Genomic DNA, 17,669 nt, shown 5'->3' with positions numbered 1-17,669 from the left:
TTTAATAATGTTAATAAAATATAGAAGGGTGGTGGTAGAAATGATTTTTTGCAAGTCAAAAAAAGATTGTTATCCATGAACAGGACAAATTGCAAGTTTTTAAGGGGACTGTCTTTCTTCTCATGTGACTGGATCCACTAGGAATTGATACGTCAATTATCCATACGAAGAGTTAAAGACTATTGGAATTCATTTTCGGTAAACTATTATTACATTTGGAGGTAGAATATGCTAAGACGTCGAGCTAGGTTTAAAAAACTAGTAACCTTGTCATTATCAGTGGGTATGCTGTTTTCTATGCTTCCAACAGCATCCGCTACTGCTACTGCAAATAAAAAGAAGTACTCCATTAATAATGTATCTGACAATCAAACCTATAAGACTATAGGTAAAATTACTAAGGTTACGAAAGAAGGAAATAACGTATATTTTAACTTAGAAACAGGAGAAAAAATAAAAATTAACTTTCTAAAAAATAATGTTTTTCGATTGCATTTGGACCCAAAGGGTGTTTTTGAAGAATATCCAACTCCAAATAAACCTGAGCATGAGACGAAAATTATCGATAAAAATGTTAGCGATTACAAAAAGGAATATGGAGCAATTGACATTAAGGTCGATGAAAGAGATAACAATGTCTATAAAATATCTACTAAAGCTTTAGAGTTAAGGGTAAATAAAGCTACTTCAAAGATGAGCCTATACGATAAAAAAAGAGCAAAGACTCTTTGGAGTGAAAGTGAACCGCTAAAACATTCGAGCGGAAGTACTGTTCAAACCCTCGATACAAAAGAAAGTGAATATTTTTATGGTGGAGGTCAACAGAATGGGTTTTATGCCCATAAGAATAATTCCATAAATATTGCAGTCGGGGGAGGTTGGGATGCAGGAGCTGCATCAAGTCCAGTCCCCTTCTATTTAAGCACTGAGGGCTACGGAGTCATGCGAAATACTTTTAAGCCGGGTGTTTATGATTTTACCAAAACGTCTACCTTTACTCACAATGAAGACAGGTTTGATGCTTATTATTTTGTAGATGACTCCATTCCAAACATCATTAACGACTATACAGAATTAACCGGGAAACCGGCTCTTATGCCAAAATCTGGTTTCTATTTAGGTCATGCAGATTGTTTTAATGGAACTCATAATGGTCATAAGGACCAACGAACACTCCTAACTAATGGATTAAATACAGTAAATCAATATGCAAATAACGATATGCCTTTAGGATGGGTATTACCAAATGACGGTTATGGATGCGGGTATGGTGGATTGGATAATTTGGAGCAATTTGTTGATAAAGCAAATGACCAAAAAGTGGAGGTAGGTTTATGGACACAAAGCAATCTCTATCCAGACCCTAATTTACCTGGAGATAGCCCTTTACGCAGAGACCTTGACGGGGAAGTAAAAGCAGGTATAAGAGCAATCAAAACGGATGTTGCATGGGTTTGGGAAGGATATTCCATGGCCTTAAATGCCACACGACAAGCAGCAGAAGGAATTCAAAAAGCAGAGAATTCAGGTGGCGCACGTCCATTTGTTATTTCGCTAGATGGGTGGGCTGGTACTCAACGTTATGCTACATTATGGTCAGGCGACCAATATGGCGGTAATTGGGAGTACATAAGAATGCATATCCCTACTTACATTGGCGCGGGCTTATCAGGAAATCCAAACGTTGGTTCAGATATGGATGGTATATTTGGCGGAGATCCAAAAGTACAGACACGTGATTTCCAATGGAAAGCATTCACTCCTATCCAAATCGATATGGACGGCTGGGCATCAGGAGGTAATGATTACAGTAAGTCTAAAAATCCATGGAATTATGGTGAACCTTATGCATCGATTAATCGGATGTATTTAAAATTAAAGTCACAAATGATGCCTTATATCTACACGATTGCTGAGGAATCTACATCAAAATCCATGCCGATGGTTCGAGGGATGATGTTAGAATCTCCGAATGATCCATATACGTACGGGACACAAACACAGTATCAATATATGTGGGGGCCAAATCTATTAGTGGCGCCAATATATGATGGAAACTCTAATGATGCTGAAGTTAGGAACGATATTTATCTTCCAGATAAAGACCAAGTTTGGATTGATTATTTTACAGGTGAGCAATATCAGGGAGGTTCGGTCCTTCATAATTTTAATGCTCCACTATGGAAGACTCCTGTATTTGTTAAGGCTGGTGCAATTATTCCAATGGCACCAGAAAATAATTCTATTAATGAATTAAATGGTTCAGAAAATAGAATATTTGATGTTTATCCATCGGGAGAATCAGAGTTCACTCTATATGAAGATGATGGTAAAACTGTTGAATATAAGGAAAAGAAAAATACAACAACGAAGGTCAGTTCAAAGGTAAATAAGGAAAAAGCTGTTATAACCGTTGATACCGCAAAAGGAAAAGGCTATAAAGGGATGGTGAAAAACAGGGGTACAGAAGCGATTGTCAATATGCGTGTAAACCCAAAGAATGTAAAGGTTAAGGTTGGAAATAAAGATGTTACATTAAGGAAAGTTACAAATGAAGAGGAATATAACAACTCAGAAAACGTGTACTTCTATAATGAACACCCAAATCTGAACAAATATTCTACAAAAGGCTCACCATTTGAACAGACTGACATTATTACATCACCAAAGCTTTATATTAAAGTAGGAAAAACAGATATCACGAAAAATAAAATAACTTTTACAGTAGATGGCTTCGATAATACTCAAAAGAAGGATGTAGTAGATGAAGACGTACCAACGATTCCATTGGGGTTTAATGTTGATGACGCCAACGTTACAGATCGAGATATTAAATTAAATTGGGATAAAGTTGATGGTTCGAATACAACATATGATTTAATGATTGATGGTTTTGTTCATACAAATGTGTTTAAGTCAAGTGATAGTCAACAAGCGCCATTTTATCTCCATACAGGTTTAACATCTGATACAGAACATTCTTATCGAATAAGAGCAACGAATACAAAAGGCTCATCCGACTGGAGTGATGAGATTAAAATAAAAACGAAACTTGACCGATACAGAAATGTTCCTAAAGATATGACTGCAACAGCAAACAGTGAACAGCCAGGGGAAGAAGCATCTCAAGCTATTGATGGGAAGGTTGGAACAATGTGGCATACTGCATGGGGAGATCCAGGCAATAAACTGCCACATACCTTTGAGATTGATATGAAGTTAGCTTATGAATTAGATAAACTTGAGTATATTCCAAGACCAGGTGCAGGGAATGGTACGATATTAAAATATAATTTAGACGTAAGTTTAGATGGCAAAACTTATAAAAATGTTATCACTGATGGAACATTTGAGAGAAATGACGAAACGAAAGTCATTGATTTTCAGAAAAATATTACTGCAAGGTATATTAAGTTGACCATTACAAACTCTGTAGGTGGCTTTGGAAGTGCAGTGGAATTCAGACCATACAAAAAGGATAAGACTGAAGGAATGGTTGTTGGTGAAAATATACCAAATGGCAAAATTGATGAAGATGACCTGCTCTTCTTTGCCAGCTATATGGGTGTCGATCAAACTGAAGCTTGGGAACAGGTTTCAAAGGTGGATATTAATTTCAATGGTGTAATAGATGCATACGATTTAATGTATGTAGCATCACAATTGGGTCAAAAACCACTTCAAGCAACAGGCAAACCGGTTGCCGGATTATTGGAAATTAGACCTAGTAAGAAGGAGTTAAAAGCAGGAGAGGAATTTTCAGTAGAAATAATAGGTGCAGGATTAAAGGATATTAATGCATTCAACTTAGAACTAAAGCTAGATCCTAACAAATATGAATTAGTGAAAGAGTGTAAGCCTGACGGGACTTGCGGTGAAAACATTGTTTCAGCTTCCAATGAAACTGCTAATATGTTGAATTATTCCTTACTTGCGGGGATTGGAAAGCCTGAACAACGAATTATGGCTGCATTTTCTAACAAGGGAACACAAGATACATTAGAAGGAACAAAGACATTAGCCACGATTAAGTTAAAGGCTAAAAAAGATGTTGATTTCGATATGCCGATAACAAGATCATTACTGATTAATACAGCCTTTGATACTATTGATAAAATAGGAGAGGTTTTAAATCCTGGCCAAGAACCTGGAGAGGTGGAAAAGCCACAAGAGCCTAAGGAACCACAATTATGAAATAAAGATATGACGGTTACTGGTGAAGGAGAAAAGATGCAGAGTGGTGCAGCAGCTTTTGCCAAGCTGATTGACGGTGAGATAAGTGAAAGTTCATTGGCAGAATTGAAATGGAATCTCACTGAAGAAAATGGAATTTCATTACCGTTACCTGTTGATTTTAACTTTACCAAACCACAAGAATTGACTAAATTTATCGTTTATAATCGCCCGCAATACACGAACGGCAAAATTAAAACACTAAGTGCCAAAGTATATACTGAATCTGGAAAAGAGTATAATCTAGGTGCAAAAAGTGTTAAATTTGACGATAAATCAGTAACTTTCGATTTAGCAGAGGCTGCTATACCGATTGGAACTAAATTTACAAAGTTATCGATTAACTTTGAGGAATCGCACAGTGGGCCACTTATGTTGTCTGTTGCAGAGGTAAAAATTTTTGTAAAGAATCCTGCTTAGGTAGAGAAATAAAAATAAACATCTTTTATTATCTTTGTGCTGTTAGGGTTGACCCGTTAACCCTAACAGGCAATCTTTATTATGAGTGGAACAAAGGGGAACAGCAACAGGCTGTCATCCCAAAATTATCGATGAATTTGAGGATGCGAATCCAAATGTCAAAGTGGATGTACAATGAATGGGCCGTAAAGTCATGTCGAAGGTAAAAATGCGGCGTTAAATGGAGATGCACTGGACCTTACAGAGTAATTAGGAGCAGAGGTGGAAGGAGCAATAATTAATAACAAGTTAGTAGAACCTTTAAATGACTTACTTTCTATGAATATTCTAAATGAAGAAACAGCATTTCAAGATGTATTTATAGATGACATTCTTCCATAATGATTTTAAATTCCGTTGAATTATGGAATGAGTTTTTACTTGCAAAAGTGCAGATGAATGTAAATCTAAATTACCTGAAAATTAAATATATTTAACTTGTTGGGTTGACCCTACATTATGATATGGTATAATAAAACAACTTACAATATTCAGATTATTCTTGCAGTCCAATTACTACGGGTTTTTCTTTTGTTTAGCTTATACCATCAACCCAATGTTATAAGGAGCGTGGAATGGATTTTTTGAAGAAAATCCACCCTCCCATATACTGGAATAGAATATGGGTGTTGTTGGTGCAGGATTGTGAGTATTCGAAAGAGTTTAAAGAGGAGTGGTCGTATATGTTTACATTCAGTCAAGAAAAATTAGTACCATTAGGTGCACAAATCACAACCGCAGAAATAAAACAGCAGCCTACTCTATGGTCTGAAGTCTTTGCAGTGTATACGGATAAAATCAGTGAGATTGAAAAGTTTTTACTAAAAATATCAATGAAACACGGCCAGGTTCGTGTTATTTTTACTGGTGCCGGAACATCTGCCTATGTCGGTGATATCGTCACCCCATACCTAAAAGAAAAGGTGGATGAAAAACAGTGGGAATTGCTGAGTATTCCAACAACCACCTTGGTATCTAATCCTTATCAATTCCTAAAAGCGGATTTTCCAACGTTACTCGTTTCTTTTGCAAGAAGCGGCAACAGCCCGGAAAGTGTTGCAGCCGTCCAATTAACGGAGCAAATTGTAACCGATTTGTATCATCTAACAATTACTTGTAATAAGGACGGTCAATTGGCCAAGCGGGCAGCAGGGGATGAAAATAATTTATTGCTTTTGATGCCTGAAAAAGCAAATGATCAAGGATTTGCGATGACGGGAAGTTATACGTGTATGGCACTATCGACTTTGCTTGTTTTTGACCCTAAGCCGCTGGAAGAAAAAACGACCATTGTAAAAATGATACGGAAAATGGGTGAAAGTGTCATTCAAAGAGAAGACGTCATTCAAGCGATCATCGATCGTGATTTTGACCGCATCATTTATTTAGGCTCTGGCAGTTTAGAAGGTTTAACGAGAGAAGCACAATTAAAAATACTAGAACTGACAGCTGGAAAAATAGTCACTGCCTTTGATTCACCGTTAGGCTTCCGGCATGGTCCTAAATCATTTGTGAATGAAAGGTCCGTGGTTTTTGTGTTTGTTTCCAACCAGCCTTATACACGTCAATACGATTTAGATATGTTAAAAGAAATGCAGCAGGAAAACATTGCTAGCTATATATGTGCCATCGAGGTTGACGGAGAAACTAATTATGATGGGAACATATTTAGTTTCGGCAGGGAGGCCCAATCTATACCAGATGCTTATCTGGCCTTACCTTTTGTCATGATTGGCCAGACGGTTTCATTGCTGGCTTCGATAAAGGTTGGTAATACACCAGATACTCCGTCGCCGACAGGAACAGTGAACCGTGTCGTTAAAGGCGTAACCATCTATGAATACTAGTAATTCAGGTAGAGAGAGCTGTAAGTCGATGTTTATCTTTGCCGATCAGTTTTTTCTTGAGGAGAAGGTCATAGGGCCTGGATTTTTGGAAATAATAGATGGGGAATTTGGTGTTTTTTCCGAAAACCTATCTGATGAAGCGGCAGAAATCATTGATTACGCGGGGTATTGGATTGCTCCTGGTTTAGTAGATACACACATTCATGGATTTCAAAATCACGACATTATGGACAATGATGTTCAAGGATTGAATGAGATATCTGAAGGACTTCTTTCCTGCGGAGTTACTTCGTTTTTACCGACAACCATAACCTCTTCAACAGAAGCGTTGAATCACGTCACTGAAATGATTGGTGCCAATTATGCGAAAGTCAGGGGAGCCAAAATTAAAGGCATTTTTTTAGAAGGGCCGTTTTTTACCGAAAAGCATAAAGGGGCACAAAATACGAAATATTTTTGTGACCCATCCGTTGAAAAGTTGAAAGTTTGGCAGAGATTATCCAATGATTCTATTAAAAAAATTGCGATTGCACCTGAAAGAAAAGGTGCAGCAGCATTTATTGAATATGCTGTCGATGAAGAGATAGCTGTGGCATTAGCTCACAGTGATGCAACTTATGAAGAAGCAGAGCAAGCAGTGGAGAGAGGGGCTTCGATTTTTGTTCATACGTTCAATGGAATGAGCCCGCTACACCATCGTGAGCCAGGGATGGCCGGCGCTGCTATGAATCTAAAAAATGTTTTTGCGGAAATCATTTGTGACGGACACCATGTTCATCCTGCTGCTGCCAATATTTTAATGAATGCACGCGGCAGAGATCAAACCGTTTTGGTCACTGATTGTATGATGGCTGGAGGAATGCCGGAAGGAGCCTATCAGCTCGGAGAATTTGCTGTAGAGGTGAAAGCTGGTGTGGCCCGTATCGAGGGCGGCAGTTTAGCAGGAAGTGTTTTACAGCTGAAAGATGCAGTCAAGAATGTCGTTGATTGGGGGATTGCCACGCCGGAGGAAGCGATCTATATGGCGAGTACCGCACCTGCTAAAAGTATTGGGATGGATGGGGAATGCGGGAAAATTGCTAAGGGTTACGCTGCTGACTTTATTGTGTTGAATCCTGAGCTGGAATTAATGGCGACGTACCTTGATGGTGCTTGTCGTTACCATTTACGGAAAGAGGGAGTGCGATGATTTTAGCTGTCACGATGAATCCATCTGTGGATATTTCCTTTCCTTGAACTAATTGCTTTATGGTCTGCTTTTGCATTCTTCCATTCGATTTATTTGGGAATAGCTCTAGATAACCTATTACCATCTGGTATGGTAAACCGGGTAGTTAAAGGAGTTAATATATATCTATTTCATCCATCATATTTATAGGGGGTAATATCATGCCGAATATTTTGCTAACAAGAATCGACAACCGATTAGTTCATGGTCAAGTAGGAGTTACATGGGTTAATCATTTAGGAGCTAATTTAATTGTCGTCGCAAATGATGAAGTGTCTGAAGATGAGGTGCAACAGGATTTAATGGAAATGGTTGTACCGGGGGCGATCGGAATTCGATTTTTCTCAATCCAGACAACTATTGATGTGATTCATAATGCAGCAGATGAACAGTATATCTTTTTAGTTGTAAAAACACCACAAGATGTGTTGCGACTTGTAGAGGGTGGTGTGCCAATTGACAAAGTAAATATTGGAAATATGCATTTTTCTCAAGGGAAAACCCAACTATTCTCCACCGTATCTGTTGATGAAGATGATAAAGAAGCCTTAAGGAAGCTGCGTGACTTGGGAGTGAAATTTGAGGTGCGTCGTGTTCCGGATGAAAGACCAGATGATATTTATAAACACTTATAGAAAGAAGTGAGAATGAATGGATAATCAAATGCTGCTTCAAGCCTTATTAGTTGCCATATGGGCTGGAATTGCAGGAATAGATCTGTTTAACGGGTTGTTTCACATTCACCGGCCAATTGTAACCGGTGTCATTATTGGTTTGATTTTTGGGGATGTAACAACAGGGGTTATGACAGGTGCTGCCATGGAGTTAGTGTGGGCCGGTATGGTGCCGCTCGCTGGGGCACAGCCACCGAACGTTGTTATTGGGGGAATAATCGGAACGTCGTTTGCGATTCTGGCAGGACAAGAGCCAACAGTGGCAATCGGTATTGCTGTTCCATTTGCGGTTGCAGTTCAGGCATGTATCACCCTCATGTTTACTGCTTTTTCTCCGGTTATGCATAAAGCCGATCAATATGCACAAGAGGCTAATACAAAGGGAATTGAACGGATTAATTATTTGGGGATTCTTACATTATTTATATTCTATTTTGTTATTGCTTTTTTACCAATTTATTTTGGCGCAGAAGCTGCTAAAGGGGTCGTAGAGGTTTTACCAAAATGGCTTATTAGTGGCCTTGGTGTTGCTGGGGGAATGATGGCAGCAATTGGTTTTGCGATGCTATTAAAAATTATGTTGAAAAAACAATACGTTGCCTTTTTAATCGTCGGATTTATTTTAGTCACATATATGAAAATGCCAGTCATTGCTGTTGCTTTAATTGGGATTGCCATCGCGTTATACGATTACTTCAAAGTAAATTCTGGTGATGGATCAGTTAGGGGAGGTGCAAAACGTGGAATCTAAACAAGTAGAAACGATAATGAACCATACGAGCAGTCCGGAATATTATCAAGACGGTGCAACAGAACAGGTCTTAACTAAAAAAGATTTAAACAAGATGGTATGGCGATCCCTTTTACTTCAAGCGTCATTTAACTATGAAAGAATGCAGGCAGCAGGATGGTTATATTCAATTTTGCCAGGTTTGAAAAAGATTCACAAAAATAAGCACGATTTAAGTGAATCGATGAAAAGCCATATGGAATTCTTCAACACACATCCATTCCTTGTAAACATTATTATGGGGATTGTCCTTGCTATGGAGGAAAAGAAACAAAATCGAAATACGATTAGAGCCATTCGGGTAGCCATGATGGGACCGCTTGGGGGAATTGGTGATGCCCTTTTCTGGCTGACCCTGCTTCCCATTTGTGTTGGTATAGGTGCTTCACTTGGGCAAGATGGAAACCCTATGGGGGCAGTGGTCTTCCTATTAATCTTTAACACAGTTCATTTTGCCCTTAGATTTGGATTAATGCATTACGGTTATAGTGCCGGAACAAATGCTATCAGTTCTTTAAAGGAAAATACTAAAAAAGTAGCACATGCAGCATCTATTGTCGGGATAACAGTTGTTGGCGCATTGATTGCTTCATTCGTAAAGTTAGAATCAAGTTTAGTGATTCATGCTGGTAAGGCAAAAATCGCTCTGCAAAAGGATTTACTCGATAAACTCATACCAAACTTATTGCCTTTAGCATACACTTTATTAATGTACTATTTATTAAAAAAGGGATTTTCTCCAGTTAAGCTAATTATCATTACCGTTATTATCGGTATTATTGGTAAAATTCCATTTCCTTTTGGAACCATTTTATAAGATTTAGCGTGTTAGGAGGATTTTTAATATGAATGGTTTGATTATAAGCGGTCATGGATCGTTTGCAACGGGACTTCAATCTTCGGTAAAACTAATCGCCGGAGATCAACCCAATGTGGAATACGTGGATTTTCTTGAATGCGATTCAACATGCGCTCTTGAGAAAAAGCTGCTTGAGGCTTTTTCAAGATTACAAGAATGTAAATCTATCTTAGTCTTATGTGATTTAGTTGGCGGTTCTCCGTTTAAAACGGCCGTTTCGCTTACGAATGGGAAGGAAGGTTGTGCTGTGGTTGGCGGAACAAATCTTGCGATGGTCCTCGAAACTGTTTTACTAAAGGACGGACTTCAAATCGATGGATTAAGAGATTTAGCGATTAATACTGGTAAAGAAGCGATTAAAGGTTTTCAAAAGTCGGAACGTCCAAGATTCAAAGAGTCAAGTATATAATGAAAGCGATAAAGGGTAGGGTAATCTATAAGCCTAATAATTGTGACTTCCACGTTCCGATAAGGAATATGATAGAACGGAACTACAACTGAATATTGTAGGGTGCTAGGTTTTCGGTGTTTTTTATCTGAAAATTAAAACATTTAATGCAGATGGATTCGGCTGCATTAAATGTTTTAATTCTAACGGGTTAACCCTACAAGTTATGGCTACATAATAGAATTGCTTAAAACAATCTAACTATTATTCTCATAATCTATTTCCTATGAGTTTTTCTTTAGTTTTAATTTGTACCAACAACCCAATGTTTTTAATTGTTTTTTTGGAAGAAACAATTGTCTTCCTGTTTACATCAATTTTTAAAAACAGATGAGCAAGTACACTAGAATAAATAGAGGTGCAGGAACATGAAAATGGCAATAGGCATTGATATTGGGGGGACAAAGATTATGGCGGGCAGTATTTTGGAATTAAAAGAGGCTGCCCAAAATACCGATGATTGGAGAACTGCGACCCTTGAGGAATCCCTCTATATGGCAAGTACAGCATCCGCGAAAAGTATTGGCATCGATGGGGAATACAGTATGATTGCGAACGGTTATGATGCCGATTTTATCGCCTTAATACCGGAGCCCAAGTTAACTGCCACGTATCTTGATGGGGTTTGCAGATTTCAAGTTGAAAACTTGATAGGAAAGAGGGAGTACGATGATTTTAGCTGTCACCATGAATCCATCCGTTGATATTTCCTATCCAATTCAAGATTTTAAGCTAGATGATGTAAATCGTGTGGGACATGTTCGTAAAACTGCCGGTGGAAAAGGCTTAAATGTTGCAAGGGTTGTCAAGCAGATGGACGAAGACGTTTTGGCCACAGGTGTAATTGGCGGGACTATTGGCGATTACATTATTCAAGAATTGAGGAAAAGTGATATCAAAAATCATTTTTATAAAATCAAACAAGAATCAAGAAACTGTATCGCGATCCTCCATGATGGCAAGCAGACAGAAATCCTCGAATCCGGACCAAGTTTATCCGCGGAAGAAGGAGCTGCCTTTTTAGAAAAATATCGGGAACTGCTGTCTGAAGTTTCTCTTGTTACTATTTCGGGTAGTTTACCAAAAGGGCTTGAGTCTGGATTTTACCGTCAGATGGTCGAAATTGGTCGGGAGAAGGGAATTCCCGTAATTGTTGATACATCAGGAGAGCCGCTCCGACAGGTTTTGAACCATAATGTAAAACCTTTTGCAATCAAGCCGAATATCTCAGAACTGTTCCAGATTTTTGGCATGGAGGTGGAGGAGAGCACAAGCAGCTTGAAGCAACTGTTAAACAATAAGTTATTTCATGGAATTGAATGGATTGTCGTTTCGATGGGGGCGGCAGGTGCTTTTCTCAAGCATGGTGCAGATTATTACCGGGTTACTATTCCTGCTATCGAGGTCATGAACCCTGTTGGTTCGGGTGATGCGACTGTTGCGGGATTAGCAGTTGCCCTGAAACGAAAGCAAGCCGTTTCGGACATCCTGAAAACTGCGATGACGACGGGCATGCTCAATACGATGGAAGAGGTAACAGGTTATATTAATCCGGAGAAGTTCGGTCAATTTTTTGAAATGGTAGAGGTTATTAAAATAGATTAATAGAGGTGATTGTTGATGTTAAAATTAACGAATAATAAATTAGCAGCTCTCAAGCGTTTGTCGGATGAAAATGGAATTATCGGGGCTCTGGCAATCGATCAACGCGGTTCATTAAAAAAAATGATTGTAGCTGGAAGTGAGAATAATGTCGGGGATGAGGGCATCATTCGCTTCAAAGAATTGGTTTCTGAAGAGTTAACACCATATGCAACGTCGATTCTCTTGGATCCGGAATATGGTCTGCCAGCTGCGAAAGTCCGTCATTCGGACGCTGGATTATTGGTGGCGTATGAAAAAACAGGTTATGATGCAACAACCGAGGGCCGATTGCCTGATTTACTGCCAGAGTGGTCCGTTAGACGCCTGAAGGAAGCTGGAGCAGATGCAGTTAAATTTTTACTGTACTATGATGTAGATGAAGATGAAAAAATTAATGACTATAAGCACGTTTATATGGAACGAGTTGGATCTGAGTGTGCGGTAGAAGACATTCCGTTCTTCCTTGAAATAGTGACTTACGATGCCAAAAATGATGATGTGAAAAGCATGGAGTATGCCAAAGTAAAGCCTCACAAGGTTATCGAGGCCATGAGGGAATTCTCTAAACCGCAATACAAGGTGGACGTTTTAAAGGTAGAAGTTCCAGTAGATATGAAGTTTGTAGAGGGTTACGCGGAAGGCGAGACAGCCTACAGCAAGGAAAAAGCGGCTGCGTATTTCAAAGAGCAAAGTGAGGCAACAGATCTGCCGTTTATCTTCTTAAGCGCTGGTGTAAGCGCAGAATTGTTTCAAGAAACCTTGACGTTTGCGAAAAAATCCGGCTCAACTTTCAACGGTGTCCTCTGCGGCCGGGCAACATGGAAAAATGGTGTCGCTCAATTTGCCGAAAATGGTGAACAAGCCGGACGTGCTTGGTTACAAGAAAACGGAAAAAAAAATATCCAAAGACTAAATATTGTCTTGAAAGAGACAGCATGCCCGTGGTTTGTAAAAATCTCAGGGTAAGGAAGCGAGGTAAGAAAGTGTGGGGAAGGTTCTCGCGCTTCCGTATTTTTTGATTTATTTTTAAAAGTCGTTTTGACTGGAACGTGGAAAACGTTCCGAATAAGAAGGTTGTCAATATTTTGCAAGTGTAGAAGATATTAATAACGATTTTGATAAGCCATCATTATTATAGTTTGGTAGAAACTATTCCGTTATAGAACCGGGTTGTTAGGTTGACGCAACAAGTGTTGATGGTATAATTTAGGTTGTTAAAAGAACGTTAGTATAGTTTGGAGGCAGGTTTAGTAAAATGAAACCATTGCAACATGAAAGTTTAATCCCGCTTTATCATCAATTAATGAAAAGATTAAAGGATTCAATTGAAAAAGGTCATTGGGCACTTGGTGATAAAATCCCATCAGAAAATCAGTTAATGGATCAATTTGGTGTGAGTCGCAACACGGCAAAAAAAGCGATTGAGGAGCTTGTACAGGAAGGAATTCTATACCGAATCCAAGGGAAAGGTACCTTTGTAGCAAAACCAAAATTGCAGCAGTCATTGATGGGATTTTATAGCTTTAGTAAAGTATTGAAAGAAAAAGGCTTGAACCCTAAGGATATCATTCTGAAAATAGAAGAAGTCAAACCGAACGCCAAAATCAAAGAAGCACTACAGCTGAGTGAAGATGTGAATGTCATTGAAATGAAACGCCTTCGCTGTGCTGAAGATGAGCCGTTTATTTTGGAATCATCTTTTATTCCGAAACATGTTGTTACAGATATAGAGCAGTTAAAAAGGGTAGGCGAAATTTCTTTATATGATTTATTTTCACAACATTTTAATACCGTGGTAACAAGAGCAAACGAGGCATTTGAACCCGTTCTCATTCGTGCCGAAGAAAGTGAATATCTGCAAACGGAGGAAGGTCGACCTGCACTTCTGCTTGAACGAACTGCCTACGATACCAATGGTGTGCCTGTTGAATTTTGTATATCTATTGTGCGGGGTGATCGCTGCCGCTTTTACACTGAATTAACCTAATCTTTGAATCACTCATAACATTTGTTTATGAGTGATTCAATTGATCTTTTTTTACAATACCCCATTATTCCTTTCGAAATTTTTCTATGGTTACATTTCAGGTGGCGTACCAGAGTATAATCCGGTGGAAAAGGACGAGAAAATGGACATGGTTGCGGACATAACTTACTCGGAGCATAGAATGAGTATTAAAATTTAGTACAGAAAGAGTGAGATATAAAATGGTAGAAAAAACATTCAAAATTATCGAAAAATTCGGTATTCATGCAAGGCCAGCAACACATCTGGTCAATAAAGTAGGTTAGTATGGGGCAGAAATAGCTCTTCAGTACAATGGGAAATCTGTAAATTTAAAATCAATTATGGGTGTCATGTCACTTGGGGTTCCGAGTGGGGCTGAAGTCACAATCGTAGCTGAAGGTAACGATGCAAAAGAAGCATTAGAAGCACTCGAAGAGTTAATAAAAGGTGAGGGAATTGGCCAATAACATCAGCACGAATGTTACAGGAATTGAAGTTTTTTTAGGAATCGCGATGAGGAGGGCTTTTAGCCCTCCTCTGTCAAATAGAGAGTATTAACATTTAATCAGATGAAGTGTATATTTTAGCGTCTTGTACTGGACAACATATATTGTTTTACGCACGAAATGAAATTGATTCGTGCAACCTCATACAATATTCATTTTTCAGAGAACATCATAGTTTTAGAGTATTTTGCATGACTTTGAAGTTTTTGCACCAGAACCCTTATGTGTAATAGCATAAGAGCCTATCTGTTGTACTTTTAACTATATGAGGAGGAAGGTACTTCTGGGGATATTTTAATTACTTTAACAAATAAAAACAAATTAAGCATTAAATTGAATTTATTGAAAAAAGACACCTTAAGGTGTCTTTTGTGTTTCAAAATATACAAGCCGTTTAAGAAGATTTAAGAAGGAGGGCATTTTAATATTCTTAATGTATTATACTGCGTAGCTGAAAAGGTTATATAATGGTTATGATATAATAAAATTCAAGTATAATAAGGGGGGATGAATTAAATGATTTTTCAAAGCATGATTACAGCTATTATAGAAAAATTACAAGAGACCGTGAATCCCTATTGGATAATTGTATTTGGATCCACAGCAGAGGACAGAGAACGAGATGATAGTGACATTGATATAGCTTATTTAAGTGACATAAAATTAGGGAATTATGAACGTTTTTTATTAGCACAGGAGTTAGCGGATATTGTTCATAGAGATGTTGATTTAGTTGATTTATCAGAAGCTTCTACAGTTTTCCAAGCTCAAATTATACATACAGGAAAGACAATATTTTGTTCGGATGAAGAGCGAAAAACAATTTTTGAAATGAAAACTTTAAAAATGTATTCAAAATTGAATGAGGAACGCAAAATCGTGTTTGAGGATATAAAGAAAAGAGGTTCTATATATGAGGAATGAAGTTATTTTGAATAAAATTTCTACAATAGAGCGTTGTATAAAAAGAATTCAAGAGGTATATGGAAATACCCCTGATAATTTAGAGGATTATACAAAGCAAGATTCTATAATATTAAATATACAAAGAGCTTGCGAAGCAAGTATTGATTTAGCAATGCATATTGTTGCAGGGAAGAAGTTGGGACTACCTCAATCTAGTAGAGAGGCATTTGATTTGTTGGTTGATGCAGATCTACTTAGTACAGAACTGGCAAGTAAGTTAAAAGCAATGGTTGGGTTTCGAAATATTGCTGTTCATGATTATCAAAGTGTAAACTTAGATATTGTTCGTCAAATTATTGAAAAACATCTAAAAGATTTTAAACTATTTACGAAAGAAGTTATGGGAATTCTAGACCTATAAAAGTACAAATCTTAGAACCATGATTAAAGTGGAGAACACTGTAGTAACTGTATATCATGAGGAGGAAAGTACTTCTGTGGACCCTTTACTTGCTTTAACAATTAAAAACAAATTAAGCGTTACATGAACATATTGAAAAAAGGCATCTTAAGGTGTCTTTTTTGTTTTGAAAATTATTTACATATTTTTCCGTAAACGAAACATAATATTACTAAAATCAGTGGAGGTGTGTAAGAAATGCAAATTCGCGAAAATAATAATTCAAACGAAATCTTGATAGCAGCTGCAGCAAGTGCTATTGAGCAAATGAAATATGAAATTGCTCAGGAGTTTGGTGTTACACTTGGACCGGATTCAACAGCACAAGCGAATGGTTCAGTAGGTGGAGAAATTACAAAACGATTAGTTCGTATGGCGCAAGAACAATTATCAGGTCAATATAAAATTCACTAAAGTTAAAGGTATATCCTGTTGAAAGGATATACCTTTTTAATTTTTTGAAAGAGGATAATGAAATTTTGATTGTTAGTTAAGTTTAGAAACTGTAATTTTAGCTGTGAAATTCATCTTCTTCATGTACGAAGAATTTGCACCTGCTTGAAATTGTACAGAAATATTACCGTCTTTTTGTACTTTGAATACGCGGCCATATGGTGAATTCGCATTGTAGGTGCCAATTACTTGGTTATCTGCATCAAAGACCGTATAAGAAATTGGGAACCCAGAATTTTGTACAAAGACTGTAAGTTCTTCTCCTTTATTGAGATTAAATGTTTCCTTTTGGGACACTTCATAAGAACTCATAGAGTAATATTTTGTAACTTCTTGAATTTCTAAATTCGTAGTTGCTGCACTCGCTTTAGGTGCCTCTGCTCCTGGTAAGTTCATACCTGATAGTACTGCAATTCCTAATGCCCCTGCTAAAATAACTTTTTTCATAATGCTAGTTCCTCCTTTAATATATTGTGAGATTTGAAAACGAAGTGAAAACACCACCTCTTGAAACCATTATAGTTACAACGAGAATGATTTTCAATGAGATTTAATATGTAATTCTGCATACATAAGATGTCGATATAAGGTAATCTATCCGAAGTTTAAAGTATTCTTAAAGAAGGAGAGAACAACTTTTCAAAACTATGAATGTGATGGTAGCTGGTTTTTACATACGTTGGTTCTATAAGTGAATATTTTGTTGTTTTTTTATTGTGCATTCATTGTATGTAAATAAACAATCAATTGTTTATAAAGTTTTATAATTTGGAATTATTAAACAAAATAAGAGGTTATATGTTATAATAAAGCTGCAATAAGGTTTAGCATCCTAATCTTATTGTGTATATTTAGCCTAAGTATGTCGTTTGTATTAAAAATAAGAAGTCTCTCAAAAAGAGGCTTCTTATTTTTGGTATGGAGGGGGATTACAGATGATTGATTATTATCAAATTTTTTTATTTACTATGGCAGGTATTGCCTTGTTTTTCTATATACAACATGCTAGAAAACCAACGAAAAGAAACAAATGGAAATTCTTTGTTGTAGTATTTTTATTTTTCCTTTTGAATTATTTATTTCTTAGATTTATATAGGTAAATGTAAGAGGGGATACGTTTTTAATTTTAAAATATAAAAAAAGGAAGGTGTAA

17 protein-coding genes and 1 pseudogene are annotated in these 17,669 nt (G+C 37.3%); 17 read left to right on the top strand and 1 reads right to left on the bottom strand.

What is annotated here, in order from left to right:
• The first annotated feature begins 228 nt into the window (after positions 1 to 228).
• The 16 genes and pseudogenes from DN408_RS21310 to DN408_RS21240 all read left to right on the top strand — a co-directional run bounded on the left by DN408_RS21310 (position 229) and on the right by DN408_RS21240 (position 16,476).
• Positions 229 to 4,194: a TIM-barrel domain-containing protein gene (locus DN408_RS21310; RefSeq protein ID WP_233154285.1), complete on the top strand. Its 3,966-nt coding sequence runs from the start codon at positions 229 to 231 to the stop codon at positions 4,192 to 4,194.
• Between the two features lie 9 nt (positions 4,195 to 4,203).
• Entirely contained in the window at positions 4,204 to 4,653 is a 450-nt protein-coding gene (locus DN408_RS32170; RefSeq protein WP_235712313.1) for a hypothetical protein, read from the top strand.
• Positions 4,654 to 5,375: 722 nt separating this feature from the next.
• Positions 5,376 to 6,539 carry an SIS domain-containing protein gene (locus DN408_RS21305; RefSeq protein WP_078178649.1) on the top strand — a complete coding sequence of 388 codons (1,164 nt, stop codon included), beginning with the start codon at positions 5,376 to 5,378 and terminating at the stop codon, positions 6,537 to 6,539.
• Positions 6,529 to 7,728 (top strand): N-acetylglucosamine-6-phosphate deacetylase, encoded by a 1,200-nt coding sequence (gene nagA, locus DN408_RS21300; RefSeq protein ID WP_233154287.1) that lies wholly within the window; start codon positions 6,529 to 6,531, stop codon positions 7,726 to 7,728. Before DN408_RS21305 ends, nagA begins: the two co-directional genes overlap by 11 nt.
• Before the next feature lie 200 nt (positions 7,729 to 7,928).
• Positions 7,929 to 8,402, top strand: coding sequence for a PTS N-acetylgalactosamine transporter subunit IIB (gene agaV, locus DN408_RS21295; protein ID WP_078178638.1), 474 nt, complete (start codon positions 7,929 to 7,931; stop codon positions 8,400 to 8,402).
• Between the two features lie 16 nt (positions 8,403 to 8,418).
• A complete protein-coding gene (gene agaW, locus DN408_RS21290) occupies positions 8,419 to 9,192 on the top strand; it encodes a PTS N-acetylgalactosamine transporter subunit IIC (RefSeq protein ID WP_078178639.1) in 774 nt (257 codons plus the stop codon).
• Positions 9,182 to 10,048 carry a PTS system mannose/fructose/sorbose family transporter subunit IID gene (locus DN408_RS21285; RefSeq protein ID WP_370458397.1) on the top strand — a complete coding sequence of 289 codons (867 nt, stop codon included), beginning with the start codon at positions 9,182 to 9,184 and terminating at the stop codon, positions 10,046 to 10,048. The genes agaW and DN408_RS21285 overlap by 11 nt, the downstream gene beginning before the upstream one ends.
• Before the next feature lie 28 nt (positions 10,049 to 10,076).
• Positions 10,077 to 10,499 carry a PTS galactosamine/N-acetylgalactosamine transporter subunit IIA gene (gene agaF, locus DN408_RS21280; protein ID WP_078178640.1) on the top strand — a complete coding sequence of 141 codons (423 nt, stop codon included), beginning with the start codon at positions 10,077 to 10,079 and terminating at the stop codon, positions 10,497 to 10,499.
• Between the two features lie 407 nt (positions 10,500 to 10,906).
• A complete protein-coding gene (locus tag DN408_RS21275; protein WP_142253414.1) occupies positions 10,907 to 11,242 on the top strand; it encodes an amidohydrolase family protein in 336 nt (111 codons plus the stop codon).
• Complete coding sequence (lacC, locus tag DN408_RS21270) at positions 11,208 to 12,143, top strand: tagatose-6-phosphate kinase (protein WP_147740387.1); 936 nt, start codon at positions 11,208 to 11,210, stop codon at positions 12,141 to 12,143. Before DN408_RS21275 ends, lacC begins: the two co-directional genes overlap by 35 nt.
• Positions 12,144 to 12,158: 15 nt before the next feature.
• Complete coding sequence (gene lacD / locus DN408_RS21265; protein ID WP_078178642.1) at positions 12,159 to 13,148, top strand: tagatose-bisphosphate aldolase; 990 nt, start codon at positions 12,159 to 12,161, stop codon at positions 13,146 to 13,148.
• Between the two features lie 289 nt (positions 13,149 to 13,437).
• On the top strand, positions 13,438 to 14,169 hold the full coding sequence (locus DN408_RS21260) for a GntR family transcriptional regulator (protein WP_078178643.1): 732 nt from the start codon (positions 13,438 to 13,440) through the stop codon (positions 14,167 to 14,169).
• A gap of 221 nt (positions 14,170 to 14,390) precedes the next feature.
• Positions 14,391 to 14,657 (top strand): annotated as a pseudogene (locus tag DN408_RS21255) (phosphocarrier protein HPr).
• Positions 14,658 to 15,212: 555 nt separating this feature from the next.
• Positions 15,213 to 15,620, top strand: a complete 408-nt coding sequence (gene mntA / locus DN408_RS21250; RefSeq protein WP_078178644.1) for a type VII toxin-antitoxin system MntA family adenylyltransferase antitoxin — start codon at positions 15,213 to 15,215, stop codon at positions 15,618 to 15,620.
• Positions 15,610 to 16,023 (top strand): type VII toxin-antitoxin system HepT family RNase toxin, encoded by a 414-nt coding sequence (hepT, locus tag DN408_RS21245; RefSeq protein ID WP_078178645.1) that lies wholly within the window; start codon positions 15,610 to 15,612, stop codon positions 16,021 to 16,023. Before mntA ends, hepT begins: the two co-directional genes overlap by 11 nt.
• Positions 16,024 to 16,260: 237 nt before the next feature.
• Complete coding sequence (locus tag DN408_RS21240; protein ID WP_078178646.1) at positions 16,261 to 16,476, top strand: alpha/beta-type small acid-soluble spore protein; 216 nt, start codon at positions 16,261 to 16,263, stop codon at positions 16,474 to 16,476.
• 72 nt (positions 16,477 to 16,548) lie between these two features.
• Here DN408_RS21240 and DN408_RS21235 read toward each other — a convergent pair whose 3' ends face one another.
• A complete protein-coding gene (locus DN408_RS21235) occupies positions 16,549 to 16,962 on the bottom strand; it encodes a hypothetical protein (protein ID WP_078178647.1) in 414 nt (137 codons plus the stop codon).
• A 488-nt stretch (positions 16,963 to 17,450) separates the two neighbouring features.
• Between DN408_RS21235 and DN408_RS31575 the strand changes: the two genes are divergently transcribed.
• The gene (locus DN408_RS31575; RefSeq protein WP_016093850.1) at positions 17,451 to 17,612 is read left to right on the top strand and encodes a hypothetical protein; all 162 of its coding nucleotides are present in this window, start codon (positions 17,451 to 17,453) and stop codon (positions 17,610 to 17,612) included.
• Positions 17,613 to 17,669 lie beyond the last annotated feature (57 nt).

Origin of the sequence: Bacillus sp. AR13-1 (genome assembly GCF_008042285.1) — a bacterium.
Classification (GTDB): domain Bacteria; phylum Bacillota; class Bacilli; order Bacillales; family Bacillaceae_G; genus Bacillus_A; species Bacillus_A mycoides.
Note: the sequence above shows the minus strand (reverse complement) of the source record. Positions and strands in the feature narration are given on the sequence as shown.